Below are 17,965 nucleotides of genomic sequence, written 5' to 3' on the forward strand. Positions count from 1 at the left end.
GGATTGGGTGAACCATGGCGGATAACAAACAACGCAGCAGCCGCAACAGGAGCTATACCCTGATCGGTATGGCCCTGATTGTGCTTCTGGCGGGAGGAGGAATCATCGTGAATCAATTTTCCAATGAAAAATCCAAGATGCTCGCATTTGAGGGTGAGCCGGTACGTCTGCAACTGGAACAGTCCTATGACCATTTTGAAGGATGGGGCACGTCGCTTGCATGGTGGGCCAACGATCTGGGAGGATGGAAGGATCAGTCGAAGGTCGATGAAGTCATGGATTTGGTCTTTGATGCAGAAAAGGGACTGGGACTGAATATCGTCCGTTACAATATCGGCGGAGAAGAGAACCCGGAAATGAAGGCGCTTCGCCCTGGCGGTGATGTTCCCGGCTTCCAACCTGAACCGGGCGTGTGGGACTGGGAGGCGGATGCAGGTCAGCGATCGGTATTGCAGGGCTCCCTGGAACGCGGAGTTAACATTGCTGAAGCATTCTCCAACTCACCACCGTATTGGATGACAATCAGCGGATCGGTAACGGGTGCTGTAGACGGCGGCAATAATCTGCGTGAGGATCAGTATGACGCCTTTGCCGATTATTTGACCGAAGTGGTGAAGCATTACCGGGATGAGTGGGGCATTACGTTCCGGACGCTTGATCCCCTGAATGAACCTTCCTCGGACTGGTGGAAAAAAGGCAACATGCAGGAAGGCAGTCACTTCAGCAACGACAAGCAGGCCGAGATCATCAAGAAGGTGGCTGCATCGCTGAAGAGCAAGGGATTGGATGGTACGGTCATCAGTGCTGCGGACGACAACAGTATTGATGAAACCGTACACAACTTCAGCATCTATGATCAGGATACGCTGGATGTGATCGCGCAGATCAACACCCATTCTTATAATGGAAGCAAAATGGAGGAACTGCGCACGCTGGCCGAGCGGTACGGCAAGAAATTGTGGATGTCCGAGTATGGCACGGGAGGCAGTGAACCTCATCATCACGAAGATATGACATCGGTACAGGAACTGGCGGAGCGAATCATGTTTGATCTGAAAATCATGCAGCCTTCTGCCTGGGTCTACTGGCAGGCGGTTGAAGATGAAGGTGCGAATAATAACTGGGGCTTCATCCATGCCAATTTTAACGGGGATGAGCAGTATGAGATGACCAAGCAGTATTACGGCATGGCCCAGTTCACCAAGTACATTCGTCCGGGTACGCAGATTATACCGACCGATGATGGACGTACGCTGGCTGCCTATGACGCAAAGCGCCAGAGACTGGTGCTGGTTATCCGCAATGAACTGTCTGCAGGGAAAAAGGCGTTTGATTTGCAGTCTTTTGATATTGGGAATTCATCCACGGCACAGGTGTACCAGACCTCACCGGACCGGAATATGGAACAGCTTGAGGACATTCCGGTGTATGCCAATGGAGTGGAAGTGCCGGTGGCGGACAATTCCGTGACCACCGTGGTGCTGGAAGGTGTAACGTTGAAGGCGGGCGAGTAGATGAAGCAGACGCAGATCCATTCGCTTAATTAGGAATAGACGAATGACATATGAACTCAAACATTTAAGAAGGAGGGGAACGCTTTGACAGAGAAACGATCCCTTTTGCTTCATGAGCAGGAGAAGAATACAGAACCTGGGGCTGACAACCGTGTTACTTCGGAATGGAGTTATGACCGGCATAGCTTCATGTGGAATGGACAACGCGTATTTCTGAACAGTGCAACGATTCATTACTTCCGGATGCCAAGAGAAGAGTGGCGAGAAGTATTAGTTAAGGCCAAACTGGCCGGCATGAACTGTATCGATACGTACTTTGCCTGGAACGTTCATGAACCCGAGGAAGGACAGTGGAATTTCGCAGGAGATCATGACTGTGGAGCCTTCCTGGATCTGTGTGCCGAACTGGGTATGTGGGTCATTGCACGTCCAGGCCCATTCATCTGTGCAGAATGGGATTTTGGCGGATTTCCTTACTGGCTGGAAACGAAGCCAAACGTGAAATTCCGTGAAAACAACGAAACCTATCTGCACTATGTGGACCTGTACTTCGACCGGATCATACCGATCATCCGTGAACGCCAGGTTTCCGCTGGAGGCAGCGTCATTCTTGTCCAGGTGGAGAACGAATACGGGTATCTGATGGATGACGCCGCAGCAAGCGACCATATGATTCGCCTCCGGGATGGATTGCTGCAGCGGGGTATCGAAGTTCCGCTCATTACCAGTGTAGGGGGTGCAGAGGGGACGATCGAAGGGGCCAACTTCTGGTCAGGTGCTGACGGGCATTATGCGAAGCTGCGTGATAAACAGCCGGATACGCCGAAGATGGTTACTGAGTTCTGGACCGGATGGTTCGAGAATTGGGGTGGACCCTCTGCCATTCAGAAAACGGCGCCATTACTGGAAAAGCGGCTGATGGAGGTTCTCCGTGCCGGGTATACCGGGATCAGCCATTATATGTTCTATGGCGGGACCAACTTTGGCGGATATGGCGGAAGAACCGTGGGCAGCAGCGACATATTCATGGTCACTTCGTATGACTACGATGCACCGCTGAATGAATACGGGCGTGTGACGCCGAAGTACGCGGTAACGAAGAAGTGGTCCTATTTCGTAAATGCGTTCGGAGCGTTCTTCATGGAATCCGAAGAGGTGCCGGAAGCGGAGACTAGCCCGCGCCATCCAAAGGGGACTTCCATGCGAGGCCGACGTTCTGGCGACCAGACGGTCTGGTTTCTGGAGAGTCACTTGGATGAACGACAGACGCTGCCTATTACGCTGGAAGAAGGACGGACCCTTCATGTTGCCTTGGGTCCTGGGCAGATCGTTCCGGTTTTTGACCGGATTCGGATTGCGGATGATGTTTTCCTGACTGGTGGTGTGTGGATTACAGGCAACGAAATGGTGAATGGTGAACGAACGTTGTTCATTGTGGGAGATACGGGACAGCGTTCGGTTGTGGAACTGGAAGCTCCGTCCCTGCGAGTGATAAGCAGCAGCATGCAGCTGCTCCTGGATCACGACCCGGAAAGTGATGTGCGGCGCCTGGATTTGTTCCATTTCCGTGAACCCGGTACGATTCGTCTGGAGGCTGGCGGTGTCCCGCTCCGTATCATTGTACTGGACAGTGAAGCGATGGACAGAACCTGGAGAATTGAAGGCGCGGATCAGGAACAACTGCGTTATGTGATCGGGTTGGATGATGTTGACATTCTGCCATCCGGGCAGGTCAAGGGCATGATCTCCGATCCGGACCGGTCCATGATGCTGCTCGGTGGCTGGCCCTGTGGTGAACAGATACTGACTGGACGCGAGTTCATTCACCCGGATGCCGCAGTGGAGTCCAGTCATGCGCAGGATTACCATGCGACGAAGGGCACTCACCATCAGCAGCTGCCAGTGCTGCCGATGCCTCCAAGGTTGTCTGGATCCCCGGACGTATCGCGTATCAAGTTGGAAGCAGCGGCGCTATCACCGAGCGGTCAACCGGAACACTTTGCTGAGTACGGGCAGGACTACGGATATTTGCTCTATGAATGCGACTTCCACAGTGAGGAAGGCAGTGCGAGCAATCTCATTCTGCCGGATCTTCAGGATACGGCCAGAGTATACGTGGGTGGCGTGGAACAGGCGCTGGTAAGACAGGTTGGAGCGGCGGCTATCCCGGTGAGGACTGTAAAAGGAACGAACAGGCTCCAGATCCTGATCCAGCACATGGGAAGGCTCAATTTCTCCCCACATCTGGGAGAGAACAAAGGATTGGCAGGACCTGTGTATCTTGGCGGCTCCGTACAGGATATCCGGCGGGACTGGCAAGCAGCAAGTGGAATTGTTCATCTGGAGGAAGTAAATTATATGGAGGAACATCCGCTTCTCAGCCGGAATTTCACGCTGGATGGCATGGACCGCGCCATTCTGGTTGGAGCTGTAAGCAAAGGGCTGCGAGTTAATGGTATCGATGTACCGCTCGAAGGATATCAGGACTGGTTTTCATTCCATACAGTGGATCTGTCACTCTATTTGAAACGGGGTGAAGTCAACACACTGGAGATGCCTTACAGCACCAGTCCTCTGAACCGATTGGAGCTTATTCTGTACCGAAATGAAGATGAGCTGACGGACTGGCGCATGGCTGGCAACGAAGCACTGCTTCCCAAGCAGTGGGGAACGCTGGGTACATTCGATGAATCAGCCGATCCTATGGAAACAAAGGATGTCATTCAGTATGGTGGCAATCACATGGCCAACCCGTTGATTGATCGTTCATATGGCCAGCCGGTGTGGTATCGCTGGAAGTTCTCCCGGCCTGATGTACCGGAACATTACCGAGTGAACCTGATGGTTCGGCTTACCGGAATGAGCAAGGGAACACTCCATCTGAATGGACATCATCTGGGCCGATATTGGCAGATTGGTCCGCAGGAAGATTACAAAGTTCCCGTTTCTTGGCTCCAGGACGAGAATGAACTGCTCGTATTTGACGAGGAAGGTTGTGCACCTGATCGAATACGACTTCTGTTTGATAAGCCGTCCCAATACCCATGGGTTGTAATTGAATAACCTTCAAGTCTGAATAGGCATGGTTAACCGTGTCCAGTAGGACTCCTTTTTGAACAGTACGGTGATTGTTTCTATCATCTGCTGTGCAATAGGGGTCTTTTTTTCATGTTTTTGGTACAATGGATAGGAAACATATGGATATGGATGAATAGAGTTTGATGACAGTTTGGCTTAAAGGAGACGATCCATGAATACCCCGTTTGTGTTTGACGAGTTCCCTATGCTTAAGACCGACCGCTTCAACCTGCGAGCCGCAGCTGAAGAGGATGCCCTGGATGTTATGGCGTTGTATTCCAATGAGACGGTTGTGGAATTCATGCCGTTTACACCTTTCGAGAGTGTGAACGATGCGATGGATGAGATCGGTTGGTATACGAAGATTTTCAGGGAGCAGTCCGGTCTGCGCTGGATGATTGAAGATCCCAAGTCCGGTAAAGTGGTGGGTACCTGCGGGTTCCTCAATAGAGAAGAAGTACATAATCGTGCAGAGATCGGATACGATTTGCATCCCGAGTATTGGGGGAAGGGCGTCATGTCTGAGGTAGCACGTGCCGTGCTGCATTTTGGCTTCATGAACATGCAGCTGAACAAGATTGAAGCGAGAGTGGAACCGAAGAATGAGGCCTCGATCGGGCTCCTGCACAAGCTTGGTTTTCAACAGGAAGGTCTGCTGCGGCAGCATGAGTTTGAGAAGGGACGGTACATCGATCTTGCGGTGTTCTCCAAGTTAAAGAGTGAGGTATAGGAAACACGAACCTGCAAGGATTCACATAGGCTAAAGGCCGCGCCTCTTCGCGGCCGAACGAAGACCGAACCATGTTCCGGTCTTTTTTCGTTTTTTGGGAACCCTGCATGAACGGTGCATTATCCATATCAGACGGGGAGATCGTCCATGGAAGGATGGAAGAGCCTTGGATATAATCAAAAGTTACTGCATTAACAACAAGGAGGAATCGTCAATGAAACTGGTCATAAATCAAGATGGCATGGGTCCGGGAGTGATCTTGCCGGGGACATCTGTATATAAGTTACGTGCTGAACGGAGTGGACGCGAGTATGTAATTAATGTTTTTGTTCCGGAGATCGCTCCCCCTTCCAGTGGATATCCCGTGATCTATTTGCTCGATGCCAATGCCGTGTTCGGTACCATGGTGGAGGCCATGCGCGTACAATCCGCTCGTTCGGACAAAACGGGAGTGGTCCCGGCATTGATTGTCGGGATTGGTTACGAGGCTAAGCAGCCCTTTCCACCAGAGAGATACTACGATTTCATGATGCCGGTTCCGGAAGCGGACTTGCCTCGAAGACCGGATGGCGCAAGCTGGCCTGAACATGGAGGGGCAGAAGCGTTCATGCATTTTATTGAAGAACAGTTGAAGCCGGAGGTGGAGGAGAAGTATTCCATTAATCGCAGCAGGCAATCCATCGTAGGTCACTCCCTCGGCGGGTTATTGGTATTGCAGATGCTGCTGGGCAATCCCGGAACGTTTCGCCATTACATCGCAGGCAGTCCGTCCATCCACTGGAATTCAGCTTGGATTGCGCAGCAGAGAGTGTCATGGGTCTCGCTCGCGGAGAATTGCGGGAAGGAGATGCATGTTTTAATCACAGCAGGGGAGCAGGAAGGAAGTCACCCGAGCGGCGTAGTGGACCGTTCCAGGGAGCTCGCACATTGGCTGGGCCAGACTGGACTTGAGGGCTTCAGTGCCGAGTTTACATGCTTTGAAGATGAAGGTCATATTTCGGTACTGCCGATATTGATGAGCAGGGCAATCCGATTTGCCTCCAGAGGATAGTGGATCATTTCTTTTTCGAATGTGTCGATCCTGAGAAGGTCGTGCGACATCCTGCGAACATTTGATATACTAGAACGAGTAAATGAGAATGGTTATCAAATGGAGGTAGGAAAATAGATGATTTCCCAAAACTTTCACAAGGATCGCCTGGTGGGTTCTGAACATCCGCTCGATCGTCTGACTTTGAAAATACGAGATATTGAGAAAATCAAATCCACAACAGGCTGGGTGCTGCCCCAGCAGCATACATCCTCTTATATATTGGTCATGGTTACAGGTGGTGAAGCTTTATTAACCTTGGATCACCGTTCTGTGAACATCAGGGCACAAGGCGTATATTCATGTGTACCTGAATCGACGTTTGGCTTGGCATCTTTTGGAGAAGAGGGCGCTGAAGTAACGCTGGTCCGCTTCGATCTGTATGAGGAAGACCAAGAAGACACAGGTTCGCTCCGTCTCATTAAAGACACACCTTTGTTTCGATCGGGTAGGGAACTGGCTGTCGCTTCCACCCTGCAGCTGGCTTTCCGTTGTGAAGAAATGAATAACTTCTGGCACAGCGGCAAACCGATGGGCCGGTACCATGCTTACCTGGAATTCCTGCAGTTCCTGGTTCACGTTACAGAGGCTCACACACCACTCAAGGAAGACTCTCAAATGTTGATTCAGCGTACCAAAGAATACATTGATGAGCATTCCAATGAGAATCTGACGGTGGAACTTCTCGCAGGCATGGCCGGACTCAGCCCGAAATATTACGTGGACTTGTTCAAACGAAGATATGGAATGAGCACCACGGACTACATATCAGGACTCCGGATCAACCGGGCGAAGCAATTCATGGCCATCACGGATCTGCGTCTGCGGGACATCGCCCACCAGGTCGGGTATCAGGATGAGTTTTACTTTAGTCGCAAATTCAAAAAAATCGTAGGCGTATCCCCTTCGGTATATATGAACAGTCGCCGCCGTAAAATTGCAGCCTATCATATTGGGGTGACGGGACATTTGCTCGCGCTGAACATGACTCCGTATGCTGCCCCGCTGCACCCCAAATGGACGGCCTATTACTATCGCATGTTCGGCAAGGACATCCCGGTGCACCTCAGTGCCTATCGTCTGGATGTGGAATGGGAATCCAAAATTCAGGCTCTGCAGGAGCATCAACCCGAATTGATTATCAGTTATGACCATTTGCGGCCTGAAGAGAGGAAACGGCTGGAAGAGATTGCGCCTGTGCAGTATATTGCAGCTTCGGAGCATTCTTGGCGTGTACAGCTGCAGAAGCTGGCTGCGCAGGTGGGGGGAGAGCAGGATGCCGAAGCCTGGCTGGCAAGCTACGACCTCAAGGTCCGGCAGGCTAAGGTGCTGGTGCAGCAGGAACTCGGTAATGACACAGCTGTAGTTGTACGTCTGCTGAAACAGCAGTTCACCCGGTACAGCTCGCCTTCCATGGCGGAGGTTTTCTATGGTGATTTGGGCGTTAGACCTGCCTATTCGAGTCCACAGGGCGCGGTATACAACGAACCCATTAGCCTGGAACAATTAAGCGCCATGAAGGTGGATTACATTTTCCTGATGGTGTGTCAGGAGAGTGAAACATTATCCGTATGGGAAGATGTGCAGAAAACATCTCTATGGCAAAACATCAAGGCGGTGCAGAATAACCGTCTGTATATCATTACGGCTGACCCTTGGCTTGAAAATTCCCCTGTATCGAATGAACGAATGGTGGATGACATGATGAATCTGCTTCGGTAAATAATCCATAGGGATTCAGGACAGAGTCCATGGTCCTGTTTGTCATTCTTGTTTATCATTCAATAATGATTATTATTCTCAATTAGAGGATGGAACTATTGAAGGGGGATCACTAGAGATGAAGAAAAAATTGGGGTTGTTGCTGGCAATGATCTGTATGCTGACTGTTCTGGCGGCATGCGGTAATCAGGAAGATACAGCAGGAGGAACGGAAAATTCAGCGCAGGCCGAAAGTACGGCAGCGAGTAGTGAAACGGACACGAGCCAAGGAGCAGAAGGCATACGAACCATTCAGTATCTGGATCAGGAATACACGGTTCCAACGGATGTTCAACGAATTGTAATCACCGGTTCGATGGAAGCCATGGAAGATGCACTGGTACTGGATGTACACCCTGTAGGTGCAATTACCTTTGGCGGGGAGTTCCCGGAGATGTATACCTCGATTACTGATCAAGCAGAGTCCATTGGACAGAAGATTGAGCCGAACTTTGAAACCATATTGTCATTGAAACCGGATATTATTCTGGGCACCACCAAATTCAAGCCTGAAGTGGCTGAGCAGCTCGGCAAAATCGCCCCGTTTATTCAGGTATCTCACATTTCCACGAACTGGGAGGCCAATCTCAATCTGCTCGCTGAGTTGACAGGCAAGCAGGATCTGGCCAAACAGGAGATTGAACAATACAGAGCAGCCCTGACAACGGCTCAGGCAGAGCTCGGTGACACACTTGAGAACAAAAAGGTTGTGGCGGTCCGTATTCGTAATGGACAGATGTATGTATATCCCGAGTCGGTCTTCGTGAACCCGATTCTGTACAATGACCTTGGATTCCAGGTCCCTGCCGAGATTCAGGCAGCCAAAGCACAGGAAGCGATCTCCGTGGAGAAATTTGCCGAGATGAATCCGGATGTGGTGTTTATTCAATTCGAAGCAACAGAGAATGCAGACACGCCGAATGCGCTTGAAGATCTGAAGAATAACCCGATTCTGCAGAAGACGACAGCACTGCAAAATAATCAGGCGTTTGTTAACGTGATTGATCCGCTTGCCGAAGGGGGTCCGGCGTGGAGCCGAATTCATTTCCTGGAGGCTGCTGTGGAGCAGCTAACCAAATAATTAGAGCAAGGCGTGTATAATCCATGCAAAAAAGAAGATTGAATCCGGCGGTGCTGTTCGCAGCAGCACCCCTGATTATTGCAGCCACCATTCTGGCATCCATTCTGTATGGAGCCAAAAGTATTGATGTTTCCACGGTCATTGCAAGTATCTTTGAGTTTGACACGAACAGCATCGATCATCAGATCATTGTGTCTTCACGGCTTCCTCGCGTGATTGGTGCGCTGCTGATCGGCGCTTTTTTGGCCGTATCCGGGGCTCTCATGCAGGGGATGACAAGAAACTATCTTGCATCTCCTTCCATTATGGGGGTATCCGACGGGTCGGTCGTTGTAATTACGCTATGCATGGTATTTCTGCCGAATACGTCTTCCCTTGGGCTCATTTTTTATTCCCTGGCGGGATCTGCTCTGGGAGCAGGACTCGTATTTTTCATTGCCTGGCTGTTGCCCGGCGGTATGTCCCCCGTGCGGCTTGCTATCCTGGGCACGATTATTGGCACGTTTCTGGGTGGTGTGTCGCAGGCAGTAGCAACCTACTATCAGGTCTCCCAGACCATCAGCTTCTGGTACAACGCCAGACTGCATCAGATGGATCCAACCATGATCAAGCTGATTATTCCCTTTGCCGTGGTGGGATTGGCACTGGCGCTGATCCTTTCGAAGTCCGTTACCATTCTGTCCATGGGAGATGACGTTGCAACAAGCCTGGGACAACGGACCGCATGGGTCAAGGCGTTATCCATTTTGAGTGTTGTTATTTTAACGGGGATATCCGTGGCCCTGGCGGGGAAGATCGCATTTGTCGGTTTGTTGATACCGCACATCACTCGTTTTTTCTTCGGTGTGGATTATCGCTGGGTTGTTCCTTGTTCCGCCATTCTGGGCGGCATATTCCTTGCGTGGTGCGACATTCTGAGTCGGTTCATTAATTCACCATTTGAAACACCAATTGGGGTTGTCACCGCACTGTTTGGCGTGCCATTTTTCCTCTATTTGATTAAGACCAAAGGAGGGGGAAAACATGCCTGAACGGAAGCGGGGAAGATTATGGACCGTAATATTCGTATGTGCGGCTATTATCGCAACGGCAGTGTATATCAGTCTGACGAACGGTACGTTCGATATCTCGGTCATGGAGGTAGTCAAAACCTTATTGCGGCTGGACCCCGTGCATGAACATGACCTGGTTATTTTCGACTTCAGGCTGCCGCGGATCGTCATTGCTCTGCTGCTTGGGCTGGGACTCGGCATTGCAGGGGCAGTTATTCAGGGGATTGCCCGCAATCCGCTGGCTGATCCAGGCATGCTCGGAATCAACGCAGGAGCGGGAACGGCCATGGTGCTGTTTATGCTTCTGTTCCAGGGTTCCATAACGGGGACCGGCTGGTTGTCCATTATGGCCATGCCGCTGTTTGGGTTGATTGGAGGCTTAGTAGCGGTAGCTCTTATTCTGTGGTTTGCCCAGGAACAGGGACAGCTGGATTCGCAGCGACTGATACTGGTCGGAATCGCTATCGGATCGGGTTTCAGTGCGATCACGCTCTATCTTTCCCTGAAAATGAACCCTGGGGATTTTGAGATGGCCACTGTCTGGTTGACGGGCAGTATCTATAATGCCAACTGGCGCTTCATTGCGGCCATGATACCCTGGCTGGTGCTGCTTATTCCACTGCTTTGGCTGAAATCCCGTGTACTTGACGTGATGCAGCTGCAGGAGGCCAGCAGTCAGGGACTTGGCGTGGATGTGCACCGGGAGAGAAGACTGCTGCTGCTCGGCAGTGTGGGACTGGTCAGCGCCTGTGTTGCCGTATCCGGAAGTATCGGATTTGTTGGACTCATTGCTCCTCACATTGCCAGAAGACTGGTAGGTCTTCATTATAAGCGGGTCATTCCGGTATCCGGGCTGGTGGGTATGGCCATGGTCGTCGTGGGTGATCTGATTGGCAAAACCGTATTTGCCCCGGCAGAGCTGCCTGTAGGCATTGTGATCTCCATTATCGGAGTACCGTATTTTATATTTTTGCTGCTCAAAAACCGGATGTGATTGGCCGAACTCGCATTGGAAGAGAGGAATCCTAGCATGAGTAAATGGATACATGAGACAGTGGGCGGCTGGACGCTTCATATTCTTCTTCCACCCTCCTACGCCGATGGAGGTCGTTATCCTGTCGTATATGTTCAGGATGGGGGAGCAGTAGCCAAGGCCGGCAGCAATCTTCTGGATCATTATTATCGAACGGGAAGGCTGCCGGAAGTGATTTTAGTTGGCATTGAGCCCCATAATCGGAACGATGATTATACGCCTTGGCCATTGCCTGCACTTACGGCTTCATTTTCTTCTTTTGGGGGGCATGGCAGAACCTATCTGGATACGATCATCAAGCAGTTGAAACCGCACGTGGATTCGAACTACCGCACATGGGCAGATCGAGCGAATACGGGGATCATGGGTTGTTCCCTCGGGGGATTGATCTCCCTGTATGCAGCCACTGAATTCCCGCACGTATTCGGCAAGGTAGGGGCGTTGTCTGCATCGATGTGGTACGAAGGCTTTTTGGATTACATGACCGGGCAATCCTGGTCTGATCGAGGTGAGCTGAAGCTGTACATGTATGTGGGCAGCCTGGAGGGGATCTACAAACAAAATATTCAGGCCCATATGCTGGACTATACGCGTGCAGCGGTCAGGGCGATTCTGGCAAAGGGATATCCGGCTGATCGGTTGAACTACGTAGAGGAAGAGGGAGGAACACATGACATGCTGTTCTTTGCCAAACATTTTCCCGAAGCGCTGGAGTGGCTGTTTACCTAGACAGAACTGACTCTGAGCAGCCCTCGTCCTATTTCCAGGACGATAGCCTTGTCCTTATGAATTCGCCCATGCTATATTGGGGAGATGTGAGGAGATGAGGATATGAAGCTGGTGTCCTGGAATGTGAATGGTTTAAGGGCATGTGTTACCAAAGGATTCATGGATTATTATAAGGAAAGCCAGGCCGATATTTTCTGTGTGCAGGAGACCAAACTTCAGGCAGGGCAGATTGAGATGGACCTCGGGGAAGATGTGTACCAATATTGGAACTATGCCATCAAAAAGGGGTATTCCGGTACTGCCGTATTTACCCGGATCAAGCCGTTATCCGTCCGCTATGGGATGGAGGAAGACAGCGAACCGGAAGGCCGGATGATTACGCTGGAGTTTGACCGCTTTTACCTGGTCAATGTATATACTCCCAATGCGAAGCGTGATCTGACCCGTCTTCCGTATCGACTGGAGTGGGAGGATCGTTTCCTGAAATATATCCTGCAGCTAGAGCAGACCAAGCCGGTCATTGTCTGTGGTGACCTGAATGTGGCTCATCAGGAGATTGACCTGAAGAATCCGAAGCCCAATATGGGCAACTCCGGATTTACGCTGGAAGAGCGGGGGAAAATGACCGAACTGCTGGCGGCGGGATATGTGGACAGCTTCCGGCATTTGTATCCAGATCGCACGGACGTATATAGCTGGTGGTCTTATATGCCGAAGGTACGGGAGCGGAATGTGGGCTGGCGCATTGATTATTTTCTCGTGTCCAATCAATTGGCACCACGGGTTGAAGATGCAAACATCGACTGTCATGTGATGGGCAGTGACCACTGTCCAGTCGGATTGACGTTACAACTATAGCGTACGTAGAAGAGACTGAACTTCAGAATAAGATGAGGACCGCAGGTTCCCGATAATTCATCGGGGATTTGCGGTTTTTTGGTATGAACTGGGCTGTCTGGTACCTCTAAAGACTGCTGGACAGGACCACCTCCGCCCGTAGGGTAGGTGTTCAACTGGACTTTGGTTGGGGGAAGAACTGGACCCTGGATTGTTCCGGTTACAACGGATCTTGAGTAGGATTAAAGAATACATATAGGAACGTTATGCAAGGCACAGAAGAAGATGAGATTATCGTGTAAGGGGTAGAGAAGCGATGAACAAAGGTTTACGGCGGGGACTGAAGGTATTAGGTGGCCTGATGCTGGCAACAGGTCTGCTGCTGCTTACAGGTACGGCTTACGAAGCTTATCAGTCTGCACAGGATATGAAGTCATATACGCCGCCTGGCAGGCTGTATGAGGTAAGTGGACGTAATATGCACCTTTACTCGGCGGGAAAGGGATCCGTGACCGTTGTACTTGCATCAGGCTGGGGAACACCGAATCCCTACGTGGATTTCAGTCCGCTGTACGACAAGCTGAAATCCGATGTGAAAATTGCCGTGTATGACCGCTTCGGGTATGGATACAGTGACTATACGGAGCAGTCGCGTGACATTGATACCATTGTAGATGAAGTTCATCAATTGCTGCGCAAATCCGGTCAGCGACCACCGTACATCATGGTGGGCCACTCCCTGGGATCTCTGGAGACCATTCGCTATGCACAATTGTATCCGGATGAAGTGGCAGGTATCGTTATGATCGATGGGGGTAGTCCTGAATATTACAGCACAGTGGAGATGGATACGCCAGACTGGTATTTCGATTCAGCGAGGTTTCTAGTGAAAACTGGCATTGCACGTACATTGCTGCATTCGGATCGGATGATGGCAACGCTGGTTATTGACCCGGATCTGGTGGCGGAACCGATGAAAAAGGCCGCTACCAGTTCGACGCTGAAGCATGCGTACAACGACAACGTGATGGATGAGATTCATCGTTCCAAGATTAACGCAGCGCGCGTGCTGGAGAACAAACAGCCATTTTCCTTTCCTCTAATGATTCTTACGGCCGGATCAGATCAACCAAGTGAGGGAAGCCGGGCATGGCAGGCTGATCAAGCCGAGTTTGCTTCATGGTCCATGCAGGGGAGACAGCAGATTGTACCTCACGCTAAACATTATATCCACAATAGTCAACCGGATGACGTTGCAGGTGCCATTTTGGAAATGGCTGAATTAACAGGTTACAAATGAATCATATCATCTCCGAAATAAACAGCGAACAGGAGGCAGAATGGATGAGAAAATTAAGGGTCGTCACCAAGTTCGCATCCTTGCTCCTGGCAAGCAGTGTACTCTCTCTCTTGATTCTAACGCTATCTTTCTTGTGCTTCACAGCCAGAGTAGATGCAGCATCTGTTACCCATCTTACAAATCAGTCGGGTTACATTATTCATGTGTTTCGATTATTTTTCTAGATCCAGGATAGGAAAGAATGACACTTGCTTTGCATGAAAGCAGCCTGATGCTGCATTTTGTGCAAAGTATTTTTGATTTCGACTGGAAACCTAACAGGTTACATGGTATGTTATATGTTTATACTAGAGTAGTAGACAACTATAGAAGAAGACAGGAGAGGATCGAACATGATTAAAGTTGGTATCGTAGGTTACGGAAATCTGGGTAAAGGCGTAGAGAAAGCTATTGTGCAAAACCCGGACTTGGAACTCGTTGCCGTATTTACACGGCGTAACCCGGAGCAGATGGTTGCAGAAGGTACAGAGGTACGTTTTGAACATATCTCTGCTGCTGAGCAGTACATAGGTAAAATCGATGTCATGATTCTGTGCGGCGGTTCGGCAACGGATCTTCCGGAGCAGACACCTGCCATTGCCAAGTTGTTCAATACTGTGGACAGCTTCGATACACATGCCAAAATTCCTGAATTCTATGCGGAAGTTCATGCTGCAGCAGAACAAGGCGGTCACGTAAGCGTAATCTCTACAGGCTGGGACCCGGGCTTGTTCTCCATGAACCGCCTGCTCGCTCAATCCATTCTGCCAGAAGGCAAAGAGTACACTTTCTGGGGCAAAGGGGTCAGTCAAGGTCACTCCGATGCGATCCGTCGTGTTCCAGGTGTTAAAGCCGGTGTTCAGTACACTGTACCTGTTGAAGAAGTGATCAACCGGATTCGTGCAGGAGAGACACCTGAATTGTCCACACGCGAGAAACACCTGCGTCAATGCTTTGTCGTAGCTGAAGAAGGTGCCAATCAGGATGAAATTCGTGAAACGATTGTATCCATGCCGAACTATTTTGCAGATTACGATACAACTGTAACATTCATTACCGAAGAGCAGCTTAAATCAGAACATGAAGGTATGCCGCACGGTGGGTTTGTTATTCGCAGTGGTGTTACCGGTACAGGACAAAAGCAAATTGTGGAGTTCGGTCTGAAGCTCGATAGCAACCCTGAATTCACTGCTAGTGTACTGGTGGCGTATGCACGGGCTGCACAGCGTTTGAGCTTGGAAGGACATAAAGGTGCCAAAACTGTATTTGATATTCCACTTGGTCACCTGTCCCCGAAATCCGCTGAGGAACTTCGCCGCGATCTTCTGTAAGGTTTTAAATATAATGATTCATTCATCGCAATAAATAGAAACAGCCCGTCCTTCATCATGAGGGACGGGCTGTTCCTGTTTTAGCCACTATGAAGCAGCAGGATAACGTTACAACCAGTGCTCAGGCAAGTTGAGATGAGCTGACAGTTTGGTACGGGAATTGCCTCTGGCTGCATTCAGCTGGGATTGTGTCAGAAAAATGCTCCCGGTCAGATCTGCTCCGCCCAGATCCGCATCACGCAAGTCGGCACCGATCAGATCAGCATGTCTTAAGTCGGCATTGCGCAGGTCACAAGCAATCATTAAGGCGCCCCGAAAGCTTGCTCCCCGGAGGTCGGCTCCTCTTAGATTGGCTCCCAGGAAGTCTCTTCCTTTCAGTTTCTTGCGTTTGGAGTTCCCTTGTTCATGACTGCTGGATGGCGCATGTGCACGTACCAGTTCACTCCCCTGTATCAGAAGATCATTCACGATCGCCCGCTGAGATGGGATATCCAGACGCAGAATCGCGGAAGGCTCCAGATCGGTTAAACGTTCCGTCTCTTGGTATACACTGCGGATGGCGTCGTGAAGAGAGGCGGTTTCCGGCCGCAAGAGCATTTCGTTCATATAACTGAGCAGCTCATGCAGTTGTCTCATGACAGGCAGGCAGTCGAACATGTCGGCAGCCGATTCCGGATGATCCCGCCAATCCTTGCCCGCATAGGTTACTTGGGACAGCTTCTGACCTGCACCAAAGCAGTCATAGACGGTGCAGCCCTTGAAGCCCTTTTGCCGGAGCTGCGTATGAATGCCGCAGCGATTGTCTGAGCGCAGGTTGGAGCAAGGGGTGCCGCTGGCTTTGTCAAAAGCAAAGTCGGATGACTTGCCATAAGGCAAGGCAACGCAGCACAGTCCGAAACATTGCTCACAGTCCGTGTATAAATGTGGGCTCATCGTGCTACCGTGGGATAGATTAGACAATGTGTACACTTCCTTTAATCCATGAAAAAAACTGGCGATAGAATGTCAGTAACACTTTACCACTACACTCGAATTTGATCAATTCCTGTATAGGTATTATTTACCTGATAATGGCTGCTGCCATTTATCACATGTGACACCATCAAGAAGCAGCGGCATCAAGCCTTTTTAGCGTGTGCGGCTATACAGGAACGGCGTTCCACAACCTCGGTGTTGACATAAATATGCACACCGCTGTTTTGCCGGTGATCCAGCTGATCAATGATCAGCTTCACGGCCGTTTTGGCGAGAATGTCTTTTTTGACGTGTACGGTGGTTAGCTCGGGGCTGATAACCTTGGCTTCGAATATATTGTCAAATCCCATGACCGAGATATCTTCAGGTACGCGAATGCCGATATTCTGCAGTGACTTGATGGCACTGATGGCCATGTAGTCATTCTCACAGAAGATAGCGGTGGGCATCTCCTGAAGCTGCTGAATAGCCTGCTGGAAATCTTCCTGTGGCATCACGCGCATGGGACTCAATTCAAACGTCAACGCGTCTTTCACGGAAAGACCATGCTCTGCCAGTGCAGCCCGGAATCCTTCCTCCCGTTTAATGAAGTTCGGAATGCGGGCATTGGATTTTACATAGCCAATGTTGCGATGACCCAGGTTAACCACATGTTTACCTGCCTGATAACCGCCAAGCGTATTATTAATGGATACAAAATTGGCGTCCACATGTTCAAAGCATGTATCCAAAATGACAACGTTGGTGTGAATGGACTGAATGTGTTCAATCATCGGCGGAGTCAGATTGGTACCCAGTAACAAAATACCCGCCGAAGGCTGCTCTTTTTCCAAAACTTCAAGTTCGTTCTGTAAATTCTGAATATCAATAGAGGAAATAACAAGTGTATTGCCATGCTGCTTGACCTGATCGGTGATATGGTGAATCAGCTCGTTGAAAAAGGGGAGTGTATCATAATGTTCGGTTACAATATCTGCATTTTTGCAGGCAACAAAACGAATGATGGCATTGGCCGATTTTTGGATCTCCCTACCGGGTTTAATGGTTCTTGGTTTATACCCGTGGGCCTCGGCAATGTTTAATATATGTTCCCGTGTCTGTTCACTAACGCCAGGTTTATTGTTAAATGCAAGAGATACAGCCGCTTTGGACACGCCAGCGAGTCTCGCAATATCGTCAATCTTCAAGGTACAACCTCCTAAAATGGACTACATACGATCAGTATACCACGGTTTATATTAAATTTTCAGTTGATTACTAAACTAAACTTAACTAAATAAAATAATTGAAAACTAAAATTTTGATTGACTGTTTATAAAACGGGTGCTAATATTCAATTGTGAAACGCATTCATAGCGGTTGTGATGACTTAATTAATATTAAATTAACTAAAATAATTAAATTAGTTTAGTAAA

Annotated in this window: 15 protein-coding genes; 13 read left to right on the top strand and 2 right to left on the bottom strand. The window is 49.9% G+C overall.

The features are described 5' to 3' along the window. The first annotated feature begins 14 nt into the window (after nucleotides 1–14). From MH144_RS10270 to MH144_RS10330, 13 genes are all read left to right on the top strand, one after another. Nucleotides 15–1,514, top strand: a complete 1,500-nt coding sequence (locus MH144_RS10270) for a glycoside hydrolase family 30 protein (protein ID WP_239299553.1) — start codon at nucleotides 15–17, stop codon at nucleotides 1,512–1,514. Nucleotides 1,515–1,598: 84 nt separating this feature from the next. Next, nucleotides 1,599–4,577 (top strand): beta-galactosidase, encoded by a 2,979-nt coding sequence (locus tag MH144_RS10275; RefSeq protein ID WP_239299554.1) that lies wholly within the window; start codon nucleotides 1,599–1,601, stop codon nucleotides 4,575–4,577. 187 nt (nucleotides 4,578–4,764) lie between these two features. Next, entirely contained in the window at nucleotides 4,765–5,322 is a 558-nt protein-coding gene (locus tag MH144_RS10280) for a GNAT family N-acetyltransferase (RefSeq protein ID WP_239299555.1), read from the top strand. Between the two features lie 214 nt (nucleotides 5,323–5,536). Continuing rightward, a complete protein-coding gene (locus MH144_RS10285; protein WP_239299557.1) occupies nucleotides 5,537–6,373 on the top strand; it encodes an alpha/beta hydrolase in 837 nt (278 codons plus the stop codon). A 117-nt stretch (nucleotides 6,374–6,490) separates the two neighbouring features. Next, nucleotides 6,491–8,134, top strand: a complete 1,644-nt coding sequence (locus tag MH144_RS10290; protein ID WP_239299559.1) for an AraC family transcriptional regulator — start codon at nucleotides 6,491–6,493, stop codon at nucleotides 8,132–8,134. Nucleotides 8,135–8,252: 118 nt separating this feature from the next. Further along, the gene (locus MH144_RS10295; protein WP_239299560.1) at nucleotides 8,253–9,254 is read left to right on the top strand and encodes an ABC transporter substrate-binding protein; all 1,002 of its coding nucleotides are present in this window, start codon (nucleotides 8,253–8,255) and stop codon (nucleotides 9,252–9,254) included. A gap of 23 nt (nucleotides 9,255–9,277) precedes the next feature. After that, complete coding sequence (locus MH144_RS10300; RefSeq protein ID WP_239299561.1) at nucleotides 9,278–10,285, top strand: FecCD family ABC transporter permease; 1,008 nt, start codon at nucleotides 9,278–9,280, stop codon at nucleotides 10,283–10,285. Beyond that, on the top strand, nucleotides 10,278–11,300 hold the full coding sequence (locus tag MH144_RS10305; RefSeq protein ID WP_275440055.1) for a FecCD family ABC transporter permease: 1,023 nt from the start codon (nucleotides 10,278–10,280) through the stop codon (nucleotides 11,298–11,300). The genes MH144_RS10300 and MH144_RS10305 overlap by 8 nt, the downstream gene beginning before the upstream one ends. Nucleotides 11,301–11,336: 36 nt before the next feature. Further along, nucleotides 11,337–12,068 (top strand): alpha/beta hydrolase, encoded by a 732-nt coding sequence (locus MH144_RS10310; protein WP_239299562.1) that lies wholly within the window; start codon nucleotides 11,337–11,339, stop codon nucleotides 12,066–12,068. A 102-nt stretch (nucleotides 12,069–12,170) separates the two neighbouring features. Beyond that, nucleotides 12,171–12,926: an exodeoxyribonuclease III gene (locus tag MH144_RS10315; RefSeq protein ID WP_110821873.1), complete on the top strand. Its 756-nt coding sequence runs from the start codon at nucleotides 12,171–12,173 to the stop codon at nucleotides 12,924–12,926. Between the two features lie 295 nt (nucleotides 12,927–13,221). Next, entirely contained in the window at nucleotides 13,222–14,205 is a 984-nt protein-coding gene (locus MH144_RS10320; RefSeq protein ID WP_239299563.1) for an alpha/beta fold hydrolase, read from the top strand. A gap of 44 nt (nucleotides 14,206–14,249) precedes the next feature. Further along, nucleotides 14,250–14,429 (top strand): hypothetical protein, encoded by a 180-nt coding sequence (locus MH144_RS10325; protein WP_239299564.1) that lies wholly within the window; start codon nucleotides 14,250–14,252, stop codon nucleotides 14,427–14,429. A gap of 168 nt (nucleotides 14,430–14,597) precedes the next feature. Next, the gene (locus MH144_RS10330; RefSeq protein ID WP_239299565.1) at nucleotides 14,598–15,575 is read left to right on the top strand and encodes a diaminopimelate dehydrogenase; all 978 of its coding nucleotides are present in this window, start codon (nucleotides 14,598–14,600) and stop codon (nucleotides 15,573–15,575) included. A gap of 108 nt (nucleotides 15,576–15,683) precedes the next feature. Here MH144_RS10330 and MH144_RS10335 read toward each other — a convergent pair whose 3' ends face one another. Together MH144_RS10335 and MH144_RS10340 are read right to left on the bottom strand one after the other, a co-directional pair. After that, on the bottom strand, nucleotides 15,684–16,508 hold the full coding sequence (locus tag MH144_RS10335; RefSeq protein WP_239299566.1) for a pentapeptide repeat-containing protein: 825 nt from the start codon (nucleotides 16,506–16,508) through the stop codon (nucleotides 15,684–15,686). A 185-nt stretch (nucleotides 16,509–16,693) separates the two neighbouring features. Further along, entirely contained in the window at nucleotides 16,694–17,737 is a 1,044-nt protein-coding gene (locus MH144_RS10340) for a LacI family DNA-binding transcriptional regulator (protein WP_239299568.1), read from the bottom strand. Nucleotides 17,738–17,965 lie beyond the last annotated feature (228 nt).

It is taken from the genome of Paenibacillus sp. ACRRY (assembly GCF_022346995.1).
In the GTDB taxonomy this organism is placed as follows: Bacteria; Bacillota; Bacilli; order Paenibacillales; family Paenibacillaceae; genus Paenibacillus.

Coding starts and splice junctions, on each gene's coding strand:
- MH144_RS10270 (WP_239299553.1), top strand. CDS start 15: ATGGCGGATAACAAACAACGCAGCAGCCGCAACAGGAGCTATACCCTG.
- MH144_RS10280 (WP_239299555.1), top strand. CDS start 4,765: ATGAATACCCCGTTTGTGTTTGACGAGTTCCCTATGCTTAAGACCGAC.
- MH144_RS10285 (WP_239299557.1), top strand. CDS start 5,537: ATGAAACTGGTCATAAATCAAGATGGCATGGGTCCGGGAGTGATCTTG.
- MH144_RS10290 (WP_239299559.1), top strand. CDS start 6,491: ATGATTTCCCAAAACTTTCACAAGGATCGCCTGGTGGGTTCTGAACAT.
- MH144_RS10295 (WP_239299560.1), top strand. CDS start 8,253: ATGAAGAAAAAATTGGGGTTGTTGCTGGCAATGATCTGTATGCTGACT.
- MH144_RS10300 (WP_239299561.1), top strand. CDS start 9,278: ATGCAAAAAAGAAGATTGAATCCGGCGGTGCTGTTCGCAGCAGCACCC.
- MH144_RS10305 (WP_275440055.1), top strand. CDS start 10,278: ATGCCTGAACGGAAGCGGGGAAGATTATGGACCGTAATATTCGTATGT.
- MH144_RS10310 (WP_239299562.1), top strand. CDS start 11,337: ATGAGTAAATGGATACATGAGACAGTGGGCGGCTGGACGCTTCATATT.
- MH144_RS10315 (WP_110821873.1), top strand. CDS start 12,171: ATGAAGCTGGTGTCCTGGAATGTGAATGGTTTAAGGGCATGTGTTACC.
- MH144_RS10320 (WP_239299563.1), top strand. CDS start 13,222: ATGAACAAAGGTTTACGGCGGGGACTGAAGGTATTAGGTGGCCTGATG.
- MH144_RS10325 (WP_239299564.1), top strand. CDS start 14,250: ATGAGAAAATTAAGGGTCGTCACCAAGTTCGCATCCTTGCTCCTGGCA.
- MH144_RS10330 (WP_239299565.1), top strand. CDS start 14,598: ATGATTAAAGTTGGTATCGTAGGTTACGGAAATCTGGGTAAAGGCGTA.
- MH144_RS10335 (WP_239299566.1), bottom strand. CDS start 16,508: ATGAGCCCACATTTATACACGGACTGTGAGCAATGTTTCGGACTGTGC.